This window comes from Acidobacteriota bacterium (assembly GCA_016196065.1).
GTDB lineage: Bacteria > Acidobacteriota > Terriglobia > Terriglobales > Acidobacteriaceae > Acidiflorens.
Window position 1 is genome coordinate 453,565 of record JACPYL010000008.1, and the last position, 17,887, is coordinate 471,451.

At 57.0% G+C, this 17,887-nt stretch carries 12 protein-coding genes; 3 read left to right on the forward strand and 9 right to left on the reverse strand.

The features are described 5' to 3' along the window. The first annotated feature begins 619 nt into the window (after positions 1–619). Positions 620–1,297, forward strand: coding sequence for a PilZ domain-containing protein (locus tag HY010_03010; protein MBI3474676.1), 678 nt, complete (start codon positions 620–622; stop codon positions 1,295–1,297). Between the two features lie 28 nt (positions 1,298–1,325). Here the strand turns inward: HY010_03010 and HY010_03015 are convergent, their stop codons facing one another. From HY010_03015 to HY010_03045, 7 genes are all read right to left on the reverse strand, one after another. Beyond that, positions 1,326–2,636 carry an aminotransferase class III-fold pyridoxal phosphate-dependent enzyme gene (locus HY010_03015; protein ID MBI3474677.1) on the reverse strand — a complete coding sequence of 437 codons (1,311 nt, stop codon included), beginning with the start codon at positions 2,634–2,636 and terminating at the stop codon, positions 1,326–1,328. A gap of 84 nt (positions 2,637–2,720) precedes the next feature. Next, positions 2,721–3,134, reverse strand: a complete 414-nt coding sequence (locus HY010_03020; protein MBI3474678.1) for a GxxExxY protein — start codon at positions 3,132–3,134, stop codon at positions 2,721–2,723. Further along, on the reverse strand, positions 3,134–4,498 hold the full coding sequence (gene gabT / locus HY010_03025) for a 4-aminobutyrate--2-oxoglutarate transaminase (protein MBI3474679.1): 1,365 nt from the start codon (positions 4,496–4,498) through the stop codon (positions 3,134–3,136). The genes HY010_03020 and gabT overlap by 1 nt, the downstream gene beginning before the upstream one ends. Before the next feature lie 109 nt (positions 4,499–4,607). Beyond that, the gene (locus HY010_03030) at positions 4,608–6,050 is read right to left on the reverse strand and encodes an aldehyde dehydrogenase family protein (protein MBI3474680.1); all 1,443 of its coding nucleotides are present in this window, start codon (positions 6,048–6,050) and stop codon (positions 4,608–4,610) included. A gap of 87 nt (positions 6,051–6,137) precedes the next feature. Beyond that, complete coding sequence (locus HY010_03035; protein ID MBI3474681.1) at positions 6,138–7,559, reverse strand: APC family permease; 1,422 nt, start codon at positions 7,557–7,559, stop codon at positions 6,138–6,140. Positions 7,560–7,678: 119 nt separating this feature from the next. After that, positions 7,679–9,058: a glutamate-1-semialdehyde 2,1-aminomutase gene (locus HY010_03040; protein MBI3474682.1), complete on the reverse strand. Its 1,380-nt coding sequence runs from the start codon at positions 9,056–9,058 to the stop codon at positions 7,679–7,681. Positions 9,059–9,134: 76 nt separating this feature from the next. Continuing rightward, positions 9,135–12,818 (reverse strand): TonB-dependent receptor, encoded by a 3,684-nt coding sequence (locus tag HY010_03045; protein MBI3474683.1) that lies wholly within the window; start codon positions 12,816–12,818, stop codon positions 9,135–9,137. Between the two features lie 179 nt (positions 12,819–12,997). Between HY010_03045 and HY010_03050 the strand changes: the two genes are divergently transcribed. Both HY010_03050 and HY010_03055 read left to right on the forward strand, forming a co-directional pair. Beyond that, positions 12,998–13,807 (forward strand): MerR family transcriptional regulator, encoded by an 810-nt coding sequence (locus tag HY010_03050; GenBank protein MBI3474684.1) that lies wholly within the window; start codon positions 12,998–13,000, stop codon positions 13,805–13,807. 45 nt (positions 13,808–13,852) lie between these two features. Beyond that, a complete protein-coding gene (locus HY010_03055; protein ID MBI3474685.1) occupies positions 13,853–15,568 on the forward strand; it encodes an amidohydrolase in 1,716 nt (571 codons plus the stop codon). Between the two features lie 242 nt (positions 15,569–15,810). Here the strand turns inward: HY010_03055 and HY010_03060 are convergent, their stop codons facing one another. Together HY010_03060 and HY010_03065 are read right to left on the reverse strand one after the other, a co-directional pair. Next, complete coding sequence (locus HY010_03060) at positions 15,811–17,316, reverse strand: amino acid permease (protein ID MBI3474686.1); 1,506 nt, start codon at positions 17,314–17,316, stop codon at positions 15,811–15,813. Between the two features lie 28 nt (positions 17,317–17,344). Beyond that, positions 17,345–17,833 carry a nuclear transport factor 2 family protein gene (locus tag HY010_03065; protein MBI3474687.1) on the reverse strand — a complete coding sequence of 163 codons (489 nt, stop codon included), beginning with the start codon at positions 17,831–17,833 and terminating at the stop codon, positions 17,345–17,347. Positions 17,834–17,887: the final 54 nt, after the last annotated feature.

Genomic DNA, 17,887 nt, shown 5'->3' on the forward strand with positions numbered 1-17,887 from the left:
GCTCGCCAGGTCAGCGGATGTTCCCGATGAGTTTATAATTTCTTTTCAATTTCCGAGCGACGGGTGCCCTTTGTCTTCGCTGGTCCAGATTCACGAGCGCGGGATGGTTCCAATATTTTGCCCGCTTCGATTCGTGCAGGGATTTCGTTGCTCCCGTTGTCCCTGGACTCGGCTCCTGCCTGACTGTCACACGCCTTGGGCCGTCCCGGCCTGTGAGATGGCCTCAACCTGCCGGGATTTCCAACTCCATTCCTGCCAATACGATCCACAACGCAATGTACCCTTCGTGGTCATTCAATAAAGCTAGGTGTAACCACTGAGAGCCTAAGTTCTATCCCCTATTTTTCCGTGACCTGCATGATGTTTCACTTTCCTGCCCTCGGCCCCACCGCGAAGTACTTTGCTTTGCTTGCAGAATCAGATGGCAGTGGACCTGCTCTTCAGAAGCACGGAGTTGTAACCGAGGTCCGTCTGCTTTGATTACTTAAGTAATCACGGCGGGAGCCGGCACTGTGAGTAGAAGGCCACATCCCCCTAGACGCCTTCGAGGCGTTAACAGACATTCGACAGACGAGGAAAGTTGAAAATTATGGGATGCCGTCGTCAACCGCGAGTACCAATGACCCTAAGCGCCACGGTATGTGGCATGGACGCCAAGGGGCGATCCTTCCTGGATCGCGTCCAGGTTTTGAATCTGAGCCGAGACGGAGCACTATTGGAAGACGTGAGCTGCGCGGTCCGCGTAGGGGACACCCTGGCGCTTCGTTGTGAGGGATCGACACGCCGTTACCGCGTGACGTGGGAACAGTCGACTGCAGAAGGGCGACGCGTGGGATTGGCTGGCGTCGGAAATACATCGGCGATTGCCGAAGCCTGGTTGCCTGCTTCAGGCACAGACGACTACCAGCGCCCTCGGATGACGGTCCGCCGCGAGCACGATCGGTATGTCTGCGAGATTGCGGTGGAGATGCGGCTGAAGGATGTCAGCACTCCGTTGTGGGTCACAGCCAGCGATCTGGGCGAGGGTGGCTGTCGCGTGCAAGTGCCGCATGCCATGACGACGGGGACTGAGGTCCATGTCGCTCTGTGGGTGGATAACGAGAGAGTGTGGGTACTGGGCGAAGTGACCCATTGCATCTACGGATGCGGAACCGGGATTCGCTTCAAGAAACTGGAGCGCGCCGCTCGCGAACGCATCGCAAGCCTGGTCACAAAGGGCGAAGCAATGGTATTCGACCGGCGTGAGGGGACAGAACTGATCACGGAGTTCTACCCAGCTTATTCGGCGACATCGTAAGCCGGAATGGACAACCGCTCGGACTCTGCTAGTCTTTCACTGCCTTGTCGGTGATCTCCAGACCCTTGTCGATGATGGCGAACGCTTCGCGTAACTGCTCTTCATTGATGCAGAGCGGCGGATTCGTATAGAACGTATTCCAGCGCACGAGCGTGTAAAGCCCATTCTCCCGGAAAAATTTCCCGAGAGCTGCCATTTCTTCCGACGTTCCGTTGAACGGAGCCATAGGCTGCCGAGTGGCACGGCTGCGAACCAATTCGACGATCCCGAACAAACCAATCGAGCGCACAACTCCGACCGATGGATGCTTCGCTTGTAACTGGGCTCCCAGTTCTTTCATGACCACACCCATCTTCCGCGTATTCTCAATCAGCTTGTCTTCCTCGTAGACGCGGATCGTCGCCAGGGCCGCCGCGCAGCCCATCGGGTGGGAGTTGTACGTCAGGCCTCCGTAAAAGACCTTGTCCTGGAAGTGTTGCGCGATGTGGTGGCGCATGCCGAGCGCACCCAGCGGCAGGTAGCTCGACGTAAGCCCTTTCGCCATGGAGATCAAGTCCGGCACAACCTTCCAGTGATCAATGGCAAACCACTCGCCGGTGCGGCCGAAACCGGCCATCACTTCGTCGGCAATCATGAGGATGCCGTATTTATCGCAGAGCTTGCGCACGCCCTGCATATAGCCATCGGGCGGCACCAGGATGCCGTTCGTACCAACTACGGTCTCCAGGATGAATGCGGCGATGGTGTGCGGGCCCTCGAGCTGCATGGTCTCTTCGATCATGGCGAGCGAGGCTTCCGCCGATTCCCATCCGCGCTCGATACCGTGATACGGATCGAGCACGCGCACGACACCCGGGATGCCCGGCTCGGCAGCCCATCTGCGCGGGTCTCCGGTCAGGCTGATCGCGCCGGCAGTGGCTCCGTGATAGGAGCGGTAGCGCGCCATGATCTTGTGACGTCCAGTGAAAGCCCTCGCAATCTTGATGGCATTCTCGTTACATTCGGCGCCACCATTCGTGAAAAAGAATGTATCAATGTCGCCGGGCGTGATCTCGGCTAACTTGGCGCCAAGGCGAGCCCGCGGCTCCGTGGCCATGAACGGGTTCGCATAGGCGAGGGTCTGCGCTTGCTCGTGAATTGCTTGGATCACACGTTCGTCACCGTGTCCGATATTTACGGACATCAACTGGCTGTTGAAGTCGATGAAGCGCTTCCCTTCCGGCGTCCAGAAGTAGATGCCTTTGGAGCGAGCAACTGGGATGGGATCGACCTTCGACTGCGCGGACCATTCGAACAGCGTGTGCTTTCTGGTGAGATCGACAATTTCTTTGCCGGTCATGCTCGGCGCTGCAGTAGCAGTAGTCATCAGTTTCTTATCCTCAATCGAGAGCTTCACCACAGAGTCACAGAGACTCAGAGAAATCTATAGAATTCGTCGGACAATTCCTTGCGTGAGTAACGGCACGTTGAAGTTGATCAGGAGGCCAACGCGCTTCCCGGAAAGTTTTAGATAGGTCAAGAGCTGCGCTTCGTAGATTGGAATGAGTTTCTCGACCGATTTCAGTTCCACCACCACTTCGCCGGCAACGATCAAATCGATTCTGTATCCGCAATGAAGGTTCAATCCCTTGTAGACAACCGGCAAGTCCACCTGGCGTTGAAAATCCAACCCAAGGAGGGTGAGTGCGTGGCACAAGCACTCCTCATAAGCAGACTCCAGAAGCCCCGGACCAAGATGGCGATGCACTTCGATGGCGGCGCCAATGATCGGAGCAGTTCTTCGATCCTGCCCTTCGATTTCTCTGTGTCTCTGTGCCTCTGTGGTGAGGATGTTCATCACGCCGGTTGCACAGCCAGCATACTCTTTTTCTCAGCGACGCTCGCGAGCGCGCCTTCCAGCACGTCGAGGGCTTCATCCATCTGCGCGTCAGTCAGGACCAGCGGCATCAAGAGGCGAATCACGTTGCCATACGAGCCTGCTGTGATCGTTACCAGGCCATGCTCGTAGCAATATTGTGCCACTTGCTTCGTCTCTTCGTCGGCCGGTTGGCGTGTCGTTTTCGAGCGGACAAGCTCCAGGGCCTGCATCGCGCCCAGTCCGCGCACTTCGCCGATCAGTTCCCATTGCGATTGCCATTTCGCGGCCCGCTTACGGAAACGCTCTCCGAGAATATTCGCTCGGGCACAGAGATCGTCTCTCTCGATAATATCGAGCACGGCGAGAGCAGCTTCGCAGGAAACAGGATTGCCACTAAACGTTCCGCCCAGCTGACCGGCTGCGGGCGCGTCCATGATCTCGGCCCGTCCGGTAACGGCTGCCATCGGCAGGCCACCCGTCAACGATTTCGCCATGCAAATCAAATCCGGCTCGAGGCCGAGTTGTTCGCAGGCGAAGAGCGTGCCGGTCCGGGCAAATCCGGTTTGGACTTCGTCCGCGATGAGCAGGATGCCGTACTTGCGGCAAATCTCGGAAAGCGTCGGGAAAAATTCCGCGGGCGGCGTCACGAAGCCGCCCTCTCCGAGAACGGGCTCCACGATGACCGCCGCGACTGTTTCCGCCGCAACCACGCGCTTGAACGTATCTTCGATGTGCTTCGCACAATGGACTTCGCACGACGGATACGTCATCGAATACGAGCAGCGGTAACAGTACGCATAGGGGATGCGATAGACTTCGCCCGGGAACGGCTCGAAGCCCGCCTTGTACGGATGCGTCTTACTGGTCATGGCCATCGCCATGTAGGTCCGTCCGTGAAACGCGTCCTCAAAACTGATGACCGCTTGCCGCTTGGTGAAACTGCGCGCGATTTTGATCGCATTCTCCGTCGCTTCAGCGCCAGTATTGACGAGTAACGTCTTTTTGCGGAATTTCCCGGGCGTCAGCGCGTTCAACCGCTCGCACACCGCGACGTAGCTTTCGTAAGGCAGCACGTTGAAGCTGGTGTGCAGAAAGCGATCGAGCTGGCGGCGAACCGCTTCCACGACCTCCGGAGCGCGATGGCCTGTATTAAGACAGCCGATGCCGCCGGCAAAATCGATCAGCCGGTTGCCATCCACATCTTCAACAACCGCACCTTCCGCTTTCGCGATGAAGACAGGCGTTGCGTGATACGCCGCCTGTACCACAGCGGCATTGCGGCGTTGCATCAGCTCTTGCGAGCGCGGACCAGGAATGGAAGTACGAAGTTGAATGGTAGCCATAGGAATTCTCTCTTCGTGGTTTGTGGCTAGTGCTTAGTGATTAGTAAACGACTGTTTCCTTCCATCCGTTTCGCTAACCACTAATCACCAACCACTATCCACTGGTTTTTCAGTACCAGCCGATTGGCGCTTCGTTCAAATTGATGTGGACCTGTTTCGTTTCGAGATACTCGTCGATTCCGTGTGGCCCCAACTCGCGACCGAACCCTGACTGCTTGTATCCTCCCCACGGCGCCTCGACGTAGGTCGGTTGCATGTGGTTGACCCAGACGATGCCTGCACGCAGCGACTTCACCGTGCGCATCGCTTTGAAAATGTCGCGGGTCCAAACTGCAGCGGCCAGGCCGTAAGGAGAATCGTTCGCAATTTTGAGTGCATCTTTTTCGTCGTCAAACGGAATCACCGTAGCGACCGGGCCAAAGATTTCTTCCCGAGCGATCCGGGCATTGTTGTCTACGTCGTAAAAGATAGTCGGCTGCACGTAGTAACCCTTGGCAAACTTGTCGGACTTGCCGCCTCCAGAAGCAACTTTCGCCTCTTTCTTTCCGATATCGATATAGGAAAGCACGCGGTCATATTGCTCTTTGCTGACCAATGCGCCCATTTTCGTTTCGCGTTCCAGAGGAGGACCAAGTTTGATCGCCTTTGCTTTCTCCGCCATCGCGTCAACGAATTTCTTGTAAATCGATTTCTGAACGAGAATGCGGCTGCCTGCCGAGCACACTTCGCCTTGATTGATGAACACGCCGAACAGTGCTCCGTCGATGGCAGCCTCAAAATCGGCGTCCGCAAAGAAAATATTCGGCGACTTCCCTCCAAGTTCCAGAGTCACTCGTTTCACCGTATCGGCAGCTTCTTTGACGATAATCTTGCCAACAGCGGCGGAACCCGTAAACGCAATCTTGTTCACGTCAGGATGCTTCACCAGCGGCGAGCCGCAGGTTTCTCCGAATCCCGTAATGACGTTCACTACGCCCTTCGGCAGCCCCACTTCGTCGAACCACTTCGCAACCTCGAGCGCTGTGAGCGGCGTTTGCTCGGCTGGCTTCAGCACGCAGGTACACCCGGCAGCGATCGCGGGTGCAAGCTTCCATGCTCCCATCAGGAGCGGATAGTTCCACGGAATAATCTGACCGGCCACGCCGACCGGTTCTTTCAACGTGAGGCTCATAGCGTTGTCGGGGACGGGATTCACATATCCCACAACCTTGGTGGCCAGGCCGCCGTAGTACTCGAAGCAAGTCGCGGCGTCGGTGATGTCATATTCGGCTTCGACGATCGGCTTGCCCGTGTTGCGGCACTCGATTTCGGCAAGCGCCGGCAGATTCTGACGGACTTTCTCCGCCAACCGGAATAAAACGCGGCCGCGCTCCTGGGCAGTAGTCGTCGACCATGGACCCTCTTCAAAAGCGGCTTTCGCGGCCGCGACGGCGCGGTTTACGTCGTCGGCGTTGGCCTCGGGCACCTGCGCGATGATCTCTTCGGTCGACGGATCGTAGACGGGAAAGGTCTTGTTCGACTTGCTCGCGACCCACTCACCGTTGATCAACATCTGATAAGTCTTGACGTCGGTCTGCACTCCACCTGGCATACACACCTCCACGAACTGTACTCGACTGGACGGACCAGTCGCCCGCCTCTACTCGGACTTGACGGCCTCTTCGACTGGCGCCTTCAGACGGCCGTAACCAAAGAAAAAGAATGCGGCCAGCACCAGAAAAAACAACGTGAACCCAACCATCTTCACTTCATACCACCACAGCGATGTAATCTGCTTCGCTGGAAAAAATGCCAGCGCGATGCCCAGCGTCGTCGTACAGAATCCGCTCACACCTGCAAAGACCAACGTGGCGCGACTGTAACGAACGCGGACGAAGTCCGAACGAAATGCGAACCGCAACAGCGCCGCAAATACGTAAAGAAACGGCACCAGCTGTAAAACGACCGCCAGCGACAGCATGGTCTGAAAAGCTTCCTGTACGCCCCCGGAGGCCGTGAAATTAATCACGATCAGGATTAGCGAAACGACCGCCTGCACGATCAGCGCAGCGTGTGGCGTTGAATACTTGGGATGGACTTTGCCCAACCACGCGGGCATGTACGAATCGAGGCCGGCGACAAATGGAATACGCGCCGAGCCACCCATCCATGCCGAGCCAATTCCTGCAATCGACAGACTCAGCATGATCGCGAACGGCGTAATGATCCATGTAACGCCGACTTCGCCAGCCATATGACTCACAGCCTGCACGATCCCCTGCAGCACGCTGATGTCATTCTTGCCGACCGCGACGAGCAGCGTGAGCGTAGCGCCGATATAGAGCGCGCCCGATATCACGCCGCCCCATGCAACCGCGCCGGGTAGAGTCTTCTGCGGATCGCGAATTTCGTCGCCCATGATGGATGCGAGTTCAAGTCCAACCAGGCCGAAGCAAATCACGCCAAACGAGTTCAGGACGAACTTGGGATCCGCGGGAACGCGAAAATCAGCTGCGCTTACCGGGCTTCCGAAGCGTGACCATACGGTAATTCCAAGCCCGATGAGGACAGCGGCCGCTACAAAGGTTCCAATTGCGCCGACATTGTTCAGCCACTTTCCGACGCCCAGTCCGACGATGTTCAGAATGGTCAGTAGGGCCAGGAGCGCGAGCGACGCGACCATCGCGAAGTTCTTGTTGTCCGCCAGGGCCGTGTGCCCGGGCCCGAGGGCAAATACCGACACGCCGACGAAGTACAGCATCACCGTCGGAACGTACAGCATGTTGTTCGTCCAATAACACCAGCCGGAAAGAAAACCGTGGAAGTCGCCGAACACTTCCTTGGCCCACAGATAGACGCCGCCTTCGCCGGGATAGCGTTGGGCCAATTCAATGACCGCGATTCCCTGCGGCCAGAAAAACAGGGCCAGCGAAATAATCCAGAGCCAGACGGTGACGCCGCCATTCGCGGCAATGCTGGGTACCACATTGAGGTTGAAGACAGCGACAACAAACAACAACACCAAGTCGAAGCGTCCGAGGACGCGCTTGAGGTGAGGCTGGCTGTCGGCTGATTGCGTCATCGGGTTATGGAGTCATGAATCATCGAGGCATTGAATCACTGAAAACGACAGGACTGGGGCAATGATTCAGTGAATCAATACCTCAATGACTCAATTGCCCCGATGACTCAATCCCCGATCTAGTGCGCTGCGACTGCTCCAATCCGCTCGTGCTGCGCAGCGGCGAGTGCGGGCGCAATGTCGGCGAATGCAGCCAGATGCTTGTCGATGTCCGCCTCGGTGTGTTGCACGGAAATCGTCCACTGTTCATCCCACCAGTAGGGTTGGCACATCACGCCGCGGTTCACCATCGCAAACCAATAGTGTCGCCACAGGTCAACATCGATTGGCAACCAGTCGCGGTAGTTGCGAATTTCCTTCGGATAGAGCATGAGTGCCCCATTCACGCCCGCGCTGGCAATATAGGCTTGCATTCCAGCCTTGGCGACCGTCTTCCTGTAGCCATCGGTGAGCTTCTGGCTGAGTTTGTCGACGTGCGCATAATTCTCGCGAGTCAACACTTCGCGGAACGTGGCCAGGCCCGCGGCCATCGAAACCGGATTCGTGTTGTAGGTGCCGCCATGAAAGACCTTGTGATCGGATATCAGGTCCATGACGCGCTTGTGCGTGCCGAATGCGGCGAGAGGCAATCCGCCGCCAATCGACTTCGCGAGGCAGATCATGTCGGGCGTGACGCCGAAGTATTCGGACGCTCCGCCCCAGCTCAGCTTGGCGCCGGTTTTCACTTCGTCGAAAATCAGCAACGCGCCATACTTGTCGCAAAGTTCGCGCAGGCCTTCGAGGAATCCCTTTTGCGGCATGCAGAGGCCGACGTTCATCATGATCGGTTCGAGAATGATGGCGGCGATCTCATTCGGATTCTCTTTGAAGCGGCGTTCCACGGTTTCCAGATCGTTGAAAGTCGCGATCTGAACATTGGCAATACTCGCCTTCGGCACGCCTAAACCACCGGGGATCGGTTTCGGATTCTTCACATCGCCGAAATCGTCCTGCGGGGGATGCGGCTTCACGCTGACCAGGGCAGCGTCATGCAAGCCGTGGTATCCGCCTTCGAACTTGATGATCTTGTCGCGTCCGGTCGCAGCGCGCGCGAGACGGATGGTGTGCATCGTCGCTTCCGTACCGCTGTTGCCAAAGCGGCACATTTCCACGGGAAAGCGGTTACAGACTTCCTCCGCCAACTCCCATTCCATGTTGTGCGGCATGCCGAACATGGTGCCAGTGGAAAGACGCTTTTCGACCGCCTTCATTACCGCCGGATGACAATGCCCGGCCATCAGCGCGCCGAAACATAGATTGTGATCGATGTACTCGTTGCCATCGAGATCGCGGAACTTACTGCCCTGCCCTTCCGCAACGAAAATCGGATACGGATCGTAAGCGCGGTAATTGCTGGCCACGCCCAGCGGCAGGCGCTTCAGGTTTTTCTTATGCGCCTCGGCGGACTTCGGGGTACGGCGCTCGAAGGTCTCGAGCTCTTTTTGCAGTGCGGGGTACATCGTGATCTCCAATTTAAGGCTCAGGCCGGATCGGCCATTAGATTAGGCCCGGGCGGGTTCGCCGCCCGGGATCGAACTAGAAGAAAAACTTCAAAGCAAATTGTACCTGTCGCGGCTCGCGGCTGCGCTTGATACGGCCAAAATCCGTGCCATCCGTGATGTTGCCATCTGGATTGTTGAATTGTGTGTGGTTGAACATGTTGAAAATTTCCGTCCGGAATTCAAACCGGCGGGTTTCACTCAACGAAAATATCTTGTGGAGGCCGAAGTCGAAGTTATTAATGGCCGGTCCACAACAAATGGTTCGCTTGGCATTGCCGATTGTTCCCAGGTCGCTTTCGACAAACGCCGAGGTATCAAACCAGTAGCCCGCCCCGTTGCCGTTCCCCGAATCTTTCTTGGGATCGAGTTTGTGGAAAGGTGCGATCTGGTTGGGCTCGCCGGGATACTCGAAGAACGCGCTATACATCAGCTCCTGATCCGATGACGAAGTGATACGAACCGGGAAACCGCTCTGGAACGTGTAGATGCCCGATATATCCCAGCCCGACAACACCTGACCTGCGAGGCCGGAATATTTTGGGACCGGCAGTTGCCACACGTAACTCAAAATAAACCGGTGACGCGCGTCGAACTGCGAAAGCGAATAGGTGCTGTGGAAGTCGAGAGGATTCAACTCACCTTCAAAGCTGGAAGCCAAATCGAACGACTTGCTCCAGGTATACGCAACGTTGGCCTGAAGTCCGTGTGAAAAGCGTTTTTCCAGCGAGGTCTGAAACGAGTTGTAGTTGGAATTGGCAATCGTATCTTCGGCGAAGATGCTGGAGAACACCGGCGTGCCATCCGCCGGGCAATTGTTGCCCGTCAGCGGATCGCAATTCGGCGAGGAGTAGCGGCGCAGTCCAACCAGAGTGAGCCCGTTGGCAAGAGTCGTGCCCGCCGGAATCACTGTCGGTCCACCGCCGTTGGCGGAATAGGGCAGATGGAAATCGACCGGCAAGACAGTTCCGGGTTCGATCGCAAACGCGCTGTCCGCAAAAAACGGGCCGCAAGTCCCATCGCCCAATACTGAGTTCAGGTCGAGGCAAGTCTGCGAGTTGCCATAGTTAATGTCATGGCTCGCGAGCAACCGGTGTCCCTGCGAACCCACATAGCCCACCTGCAAAACCAGGTCCTTCGTCAGTTCGCGCTGAATGTTGATGTTGTATTGCGCGGAGTACTGCGTTCGCAAGTGAGGCTCAAATTGTCCGAAGAGGAGTAACGACCGGAATCGCTGCCAGTCGGGATCCTGCCCCTTAGGCGGAGTAATGATGCCGCCGAAAGGATTCGGCTTGGGATCATTGCCAGCCTGGTCCTGGTACGGAGTGTTGAAGAGGGGAGAACTGATCAGGTTGCTTCCACCGAATGGCGGTTCAGCGCTGAATTGCTCCAGCACCAACTGTTCCATCGGGTTGTAGAACATTCCCCAACCGGCGCGAATGCTGGTCTTGCCCGAAGAGCCGGGGCTATACGCGATGCCGATGCGTGGTGCGAAAGTCTTGTAGTAGGTCGTGGTTAGCCCGGCAGGAACTCCCGGATCTCCGGGCACGAGCAATCCCACTGGACAGTACATGTCCGGAGTGTTCGTACAAGGATAGGTCTTACTGGTTTGGCCGGGACGGAAACTTTGTACGTGGCCGCTCACGTCAGTAAGCGGTGTGAACAGTTCCCACCGCAGGCCGTAGTTCAGGGTCAGGTTCGGCCGAATCTTCCAGCTGTCTTGGGCAAAGAGGGAGAAAATCTTGCTGCGCACATTCTCCACCTGCGCCGAGCCCTGTCCAAAAGTGTCGGGCAATCCCAACAGGTACGCCGGGAAGAGATCCTCGACGGTCGTATTGTCACCCTGCGGGACTTCCAGGTCCGGATCGTTGCTGCCGCCGCCGAAATAGCTGTAGAAGCCGTTAACGTTGTAGTACAGAGTCTGATCGAAGCGCTGGTAACGAAGATCACCGCCAAATTTCGCGGAGTGTTTTCCCTTGATCCAACTCAGGCTATCGGAGAACTGGAAACTGTTCCCGATCTGAGGAATTTCGCCTTCGAAGTTGTTTCCAATATTGAAGTACCCAGACAGCGCAATAAAGGGAACACCTTCGCGGCTCGCACCCAGTCCCGGATGAATACCGGTTGCGTTGTCCGGAGTTCCGTCATTGAAACAGGCGCTGGAGGGAACCGTGATGCAAGAATCCTGCACCAGGTTCGTCCGCTGGGGATGAAGGAAATTGCCCTGTGCCTCCCGGAAAATGGTGAAATGCGCTTCGTTCACCAGGGTGTTGCGCAGCGTCCAATTGTGAGTGACGTTCCATTGCTGGTAGCGCTCTTTCGTATTGGCTCCAAAGTTCAGCACATTGGCGCCGCCTGCCTGAAATCGCGAGTAAGGATCGAAGAGCGTGCTGTCGTTGAAGTAGTAGTACGCGGAAATATTCTGCTTGTCGTTGATGCGGTGATCAAATTTGAAGGTGAACTGATCGGTGCGATCCTTGTGGACTCCGGCCACCGTCTGGAATGTGCCATCCGGGCGATTGGCGGAGGGCACAAACTGGGTCATCAGATCGACCGCCGTTGGATCCATGCACTCGACCGGAATCCGAGAGCCCGTAAAGACCTCAGCGTAGGCCGCGCCGGCTGTGATGGGAACGCCCTCTGCATCCGCGACAGCCGCACTGCATCCGGGACGACTATTGAACACGTCCGCCACCGTTTGATCGGTAATGACGCCATTGAAATCGCCCGTGAAGATTCCATTACGGAAATCCTCGCTCGGAACGGTCACGCTCTCAGAAGAAATTCCCTGCCGTATCCGGCGCCCTTCATACGAAGTAAAGAAGAAACTCCGATCCTTCTTGATTGGCCCGCCAAAGGTTCCGCCAAATTGATTCTGTTTGAAATCGGGCTTCTCACTATCAAAGTAGCCCTTCGAATTCAGGACTTTGTTGCGGAAAAATTCGAACAGGTTGCCGTGAAAAGCGTTACTGCCAGACTTGGTCACCACGTTGACAACCGCGCCCGAGTTGCGGCCGTACTCCGCGTCAAACGTATTGGTAAGCACGCGGAATTCCTCAATGGTGTCAGGACTGGGTTGCACGGCCGGAAGGTTGGCGAACTGGTCGTTGGCATCGCCGCCGTTGACGCTGAAATTGTTGGAGCGTCCACGGCCGCCATTTACCGAAACGACTCCCGCGCGATCACTGCCATAAAACAGGTCCGTACCAGTCTGCGACTGGACACCGGGCTGGAGCGACAGCAACTGGTACGTGTCGCGGGCATTCAGCGGCAATTGCGATACCGCCCGGTCATTCACGATCGCGCCGAGCTGCGTGCTGCTGGTATCGACGAGCGGCGCTTCCGAGGTAACTTCAACTGTTTCCCTGGCCTCGCCGACCTGCATCACCATATTCAAGGTGAGCACCTGGCTGATCTGCATTGTGATTTCGCGGCGCACATTCTTCTTGAAGCCGGCAAGGTCGAACTCAGCACGGTAGGCGCCCACGGGTACGTCCGGAAACGTGTAGTCGCCAGCCTCATTGCTGACCACATTCCTGCTCACGCCCGTCGCTTCATTAATCAGGGTGACCTTCACGTTGGCGAGAACGGCGCCGGACGGGTCTGCAACGCGGCCCAGGATACGGCCACTGGTGCCTTGGGCGGAGACGAGCGTGGAACAAATCAGGCAAAGTCCCAGGACGGTAAGCCACTGCGAAACCCAAATATTCTTAGACGGCATGGAACAGAACCTCCGGATTCCTCGAGGGGAAGTCAATATTTGTTAGACCGAGTTGCCAGACCGATTCGGCTTGCGCGCAGTGCAAACCTTGCTATAATCGCGCAAGGTTAGTGATTGCCGTCACTTCTGTCAAGCGGAAAATTCCTCTACGATCCATCAACAAAGACGGCGCTAAAGCGATGGCGAATAATATTGCGGGCGACGCAAAATCCTATCTGAAGATCGGCGACGTTGCCCGGATCGTGGGCGTGTCTCCCTCGGCGATTCGGGGATGGGAGAGCCTTGGACTCACGCGTCCGCTACGCACGGAGAGCCGTTACCGGCTCTACAGCGATGACGATGTTCGGCAATTGAAGAAGGCGCGCTATCTCCGCAAAGTTAGAGGACTGAATGCGCCCGCGATCGTGCAGATGCTGAAACGAGAGGGCACGCTCAGACCGCCCAACGATGGTGCGGCTAGTGCGATTGGTCCGCGGTTGCGGCAGTTGCGGAGCAAGCACAACCTGAGTCTGGCCGAAGTCGCAAAATCAGTCAGTATTTCCGTCGGGTTCCTGAGCGCGATTGAACGCTCGCACATGAGCGCGTCGGTCGGCACGCTCCGTAAGCTGGCGCGTTTCTACAAGACAAACATTTTGGATTTTTTTGGTCCGACCGAAGCCGATACGCCGCTGGTGCGCCCGCAGACCCGCAAAGCTCTGGAAGCCGGACCGGGCGTACGCATGGAATTGCTGGCCTCGGGTCCCACCGTGATGGAGCCGCACCTGTTTCGAATCGCGCCGCAGTCTGGCAGCGGCGAATCGTACGCGCACGAAGGCGAAGAATTTCTGTTCCTTCTGCGCGGCGAATTGACAATCTCGCTGGCTGACCAGGAGTATTCTCTGAAACGCGGCGACAGCTTCTATTTTCAAAGTGCAACACCGCATCACTGGAGAAATCCAGGACGGAGTGAGACATGGGTACTGTGGATCAACACTCCGCCCACATTCTGAATCCGAAGAAAAGGGCCTATGTGCTTCCCCCAACTTTGTAATTGGTTGAAATCTGCTTCGTTTATTTTTTCCTTGCTCTTCATCGGCACTCTGGTTTTTGCCGAACCTTCCCAACCCGCCGACATGATCGTCGTCAATGCGCGGGTGTACACCGTCAATGCTCAGCAGGCATGGGCCGAGGCGATCGCAGTGCGCGGAGGCAAGATTGTCGCGGTGGGCGACAACGCCACGATCAAAGGCTATCAAGGCAAAGAGACAAAGGTGATTGACGCTGCTGGTCATCTTGTCCTGCCTGGGTTTACCGATTGCCACATTCATTTCATGGAAGGGTCGCTGGGGTTGACGCAGGTGGATCTCAATGCGGCGGGCTCCGTTGCCGAGATCCAGAAGCGCGTGAAGGAGTACGCGGAGAGCCATCCCAATGAGCCCTGGATTGAAGGCATGGGATGGACGTACCCGACCTTCAAACCGTCGGGTCTTCCAGACAAGAAGATTCTTGATGCAGTCGTGGCGGACCGGCCGGTCTTTCTGTCTGCCTTTGACGGCCACAGTTCATGGGCAAACAGCAAAGCATTGGCGATGGCAGGAATCAACCGCAACACTCCTGACCCTCCGAACGGCAAGATCGTTCGCGACGAACATGGCGACGCCACGGGCGCACTGAAGGAAGCGGCCGGCGATCTGATCAGCTCCAAGATCCCGAAACCAACCCGTCAGCAGCGTTTGGACGCCCTCCGCAAAGGCATTCGCGAAGCAAACAAGGTTGGCCTGGTGCGGGTGCACAGCGCCGGCGGCGACTTTCAATATCTCGACCTCTATGACGAGTTGCGCAAACACGGCGAACTCAGTGTGCGTTTCTATGTTGCTTATTTTCTCGATCCTCCTGGGCTAACCGCCGACATCAATCAGACGATCGACACGGCGCGTAAGCAGTATGACGATGAATGGATTTCCGGCGGCGTGGTCAAGACCATGCTCGACGGCGTGGTCGAAGCGCACACCGCTGCCATGCTCCAACCGTATTCCGATGACCCGTCGCAGACCGGCAAACTTTTCTGGGATGTCAGCCAATATCAATCCGCGATCGCCGATCTTGATCGTCGCGGCTACCAGATTTTCACGCACGCGATCGGGGATAAAGGTGTGCGGACGGCACTCGATGCTTACCAGCACGCTGCCGAAGTGAACCATACGAAGGATGCGCGGCCGCGCATCGAACATATCGAAACCATTAATGCTCAAGATATCGATCGCTTTGGCAAGCTCGGCGTCATCGCAAGCCAGCAACCGCTGCATTCTTATCCCGACGAGGACACTCTCAGCATCTGGGCGCGCAACATTGGACCGGAACGCGCCACTCGCCCGTGGGTATGGCGCAGCATCGCGCAGAAAGGCGGAGTGCTTGCCTTCGGCAGCGATTGGCCCGTAGTCACGCTGAATCCGTGGCATGGCGTACAAACGGCCGTCACGCGTCAGACCAGAGAAGGAGAACCCGCCGGAGGATTCGTTCCGCTACAGCGCTTGAGCGTGGAAGATACGATTCGCGCATACACGCTCGGCGCCGCTTTCTCCGGACGCCGCGAGAAAACGGAAGGCTCGCTTGAGCCGGGTAAACTGGCGGACTTCATCGTGCTCGATCGCGATCTGTTCAAGATCGAGCCTTCGGAAATCAGCAAGACTGAAGTGTTGCTGACGGCGGTCGGCGGCAAGGTGGTCTATGAGTCTCCAGATTGGGCGCATGCCGCGGCCGGAAAGAAATAGCATCGGCAGCTGAAGTCGGGAACTGCTGGGCTCGTAATCGCAATCGCGCGTGGTAGATTGCTCGCTCAGAATCTAAACCACGAAGGCCACCAAGGCTCACACGAAGTATCACGAAGGATGTCGGTTTAAGACTTTACTTCGTGCACCTTCGTGGTGTGCCTCCGTGGCCTTCGTGGTCATGTTTTTGGAGGACGTAACCTCAAACCGACTCACGACACAGACCCAGGTAATCTCCGCTCTTTTCAGTCGGCACTGCTCTCGCCGACAAGAGGCGCGCCCAGGTGGGCGAGATGCGCATCGCCTTCGGGCGCGTCGATTCTGTCGTATGGCTTGAAGAGCAGTGCATACAGCAGGCCGCTGACGAGTACAAAAACTGTACCCACCAGCATCCCGTAGTTGCGGTACCACGGATCCTGCGGTGTGCGTGGCCACACCATGTTCACGATGGCCAGCACTCCATAGGTGAGGGCCGCCAGGTTCACCGGCCACGCCCACACTCCCAAACGAAAGGCACCGCTTGGCTTCCAGCCTTTTGCGCGCGCGACCAGCGCTCCCAGGACGATCATCTGAAAGGCAACGTAGATTCCAGCCGAACCAAACACGATGATGGTCTTGATCATTTCCACCAGGAACAGGCCGGCAATGCAGATGACGGCGGGTACGACTCCGGCGACCATCAACGCAAAAACTGGAACGTGAGTGTGCGGAGAAAGCGTGCTCATCCTGGCGCCACCAAAAATCATCCGGTCGCGGCCATAGCTGTAGAGCAGGCGACTGGTCGCTGCTTCCAGGCTGATCAGGCACGAGAGGAACGAAACCATGACCACGGCGATCACGGCACGCAGTCCAACCGGACCGAGGGCAGCACGTAGCGTGGTCGTCACTGGATCCGCATCTTGCCCAGACAATGCGGCTTTCAAGTCCGGAATCGCCAGCACCAGAGCCAGGCAAACCAACATAGCCGCGAAGCCGCCGATATAGATGGTCATTCTCATCGCCTTGGGAATGGCACTGCTGGCGTTAGGGGTTTCCTCAGCCACGTCTCCGCAAGCTTCAAAGCCGTAATAGCAAAACATGGCAGCGACGCTCGACGCGAGAAACGCGGGTAAATAGTGCCCGTTGCTGCCGAGACCGAAACTTTGGAAGAGGACTCCGAAACTCTGATGACGAGCGGCGACCAGCAGGTATCCGCCGACGACGATTGCGCCCAGCAATTCGCAAACGAATCCAAACATCGCGACCCGGGCCAGAAGTTTCGTGCCGCTGACGTTGAGCGCGGTCGTCCCCGCGATCATGACCAGGGCGATCGCAACTTCTCCAACCTGGCTGACTTTGATGCCGACGAGCTGCGCCAAATAAGGAGCACCGCCAACAGCAACGGCCGCGATGGTCGTGCACAATGCCCACAGGTAGACCCAGCCCGCCATCCAAGCCCAACGTTTTCCGACGAGCCGGCGAGCCCATGGATAGAGCCCGCCCGCGATTGGAAACTGTGACACGATTTCCCCAAAGACCAGCGCAACCAGAAGCTGCCCCAAGCCGACAAACAAGTAACTCCAGAACATTGCTGGGCCGCCCGTGGCAATTGCAAATCCGAAAACGGTGTACACGCCAACCACCGGGGATAGATAGGTGAAGCCAAGGGCAAAGTTCTGCCACAAGCTCATCGAGCGATCGAACTTCGAGTCGTAGCCGAGGGCTTCAAGTTGCGCGGAGTCGTTGTTTACAGCAGTTCGGTCTGTGGTCATAGGGTCCTTGGATATGGGGCGCGCCGGGCTACTGCGCGGGAAGCAGCCCGACCTGGCGCATGACGGTAGAGATATCGTAATAATCCAGGCTGCGGGAAATTTTCCCGCCGCGCACGTCAACCACGGAAACGCCGCGCACCGTGAACTTCTTCCCCGTCTTGTAGACGGCCTTGTCAGTGCCAGTAAAAGTCCATTCGATGGTGCCGTGTCCGTCGTCAATCGAAGCGCGCACCAGCTTCAGTTCGAGATCAGGGACGCCGTCATATTCCGAGGCGGCAAACTTACTGAGTTCGGCTTTCCCATGACTGATCTCGCCGAAAGCCACGTCCTCGTAGTAGACGTCGTCGGTGAAGATCGCGAGCATTTTGGCGGGATCGTGGGAATTCCAGGCGGCGATAAATTTTGCCGGGATAGCCTTTTCGGCGCCGTCCGCGGCGTTGACGCCTTGAGGGATTGAAGTGCACAGAACAAGAGCGATGAATGTGACCACACTGAACAACACGCGATTCCACGTCATGATCATTTCCTCCCATCAATATCAGTATCAGTTCGAAATCGATCGCCGGACAGT

Bases quoted from the DNA above. Each gene is read 5' to 3' on its own strand.
- HY010_03010 (MBI3474676.1), top strand. From the start codon at position 620: ATGACCCTAAGCGCCACGGTATGTGGCATGGACGCCAAGGGGCGATCC.
- HY010_03015 (MBI3474677.1), bottom strand. From the start codon at position 2,636: ATGACCGGCAAAGAAATTGTCGATCTCACCAGAAAGCACACGCTGTTC.
- HY010_03020 (MBI3474678.1), bottom strand. From the start codon at position 3,134: ATGAACATCCTCACCACAGAGGCACAGAGACACAGAGAAATCGAAGGG.
- gabT (MBI3474679.1), bottom strand. From the start codon at position 4,498: ATGGCTACCATTCAACTTCGTACTTCCATTCCTGGTCCGCGCTCGCAA.
- HY010_03030 (MBI3474680.1), bottom strand. From the start codon at position 6,050: ATGTTGATCAACGGTGAGTGGGTCGCGAGCAAGTCGAACAAGACCTTT.
- HY010_03035 (MBI3474681.1), bottom strand. From the start codon at position 7,559: ATGACGCAATCAGCCGACAGCCAGCCTCACCTCAAGCGCGTCCTCGGA.
- HY010_03040 (MBI3474682.1), bottom strand. From the start codon at position 9,058: ATGTACCCCGCACTGCAAAAAGAGCTCGAGACCTTCGAGCGCCGTACC.
- HY010_03045 (MBI3474683.1), bottom strand. From the start codon at position 12,818: ATGCCGTCTAAGAATATTTGGGTTTCGCAGTGGCTTACCGTCCTGGGA.
- HY010_03050 (MBI3474684.1), top strand. From the start codon at position 12,998: ATGGCGAATAATATTGCGGGCGACGCAAAATCCTATCTGAAGATCGGC.
- HY010_03060 (MBI3474686.1), bottom strand. From the start codon at position 17,316: ATGACCACAGACCGAACTGCTGTAAACAACGACTCCGCGCAACTTGAA.
- HY010_03065 (MBI3474687.1), bottom strand. From the start codon at position 17,833: ATGACGTGGAATCGCGTGTTGTTCAGTGTGGTCACATTCATCGCTCTT.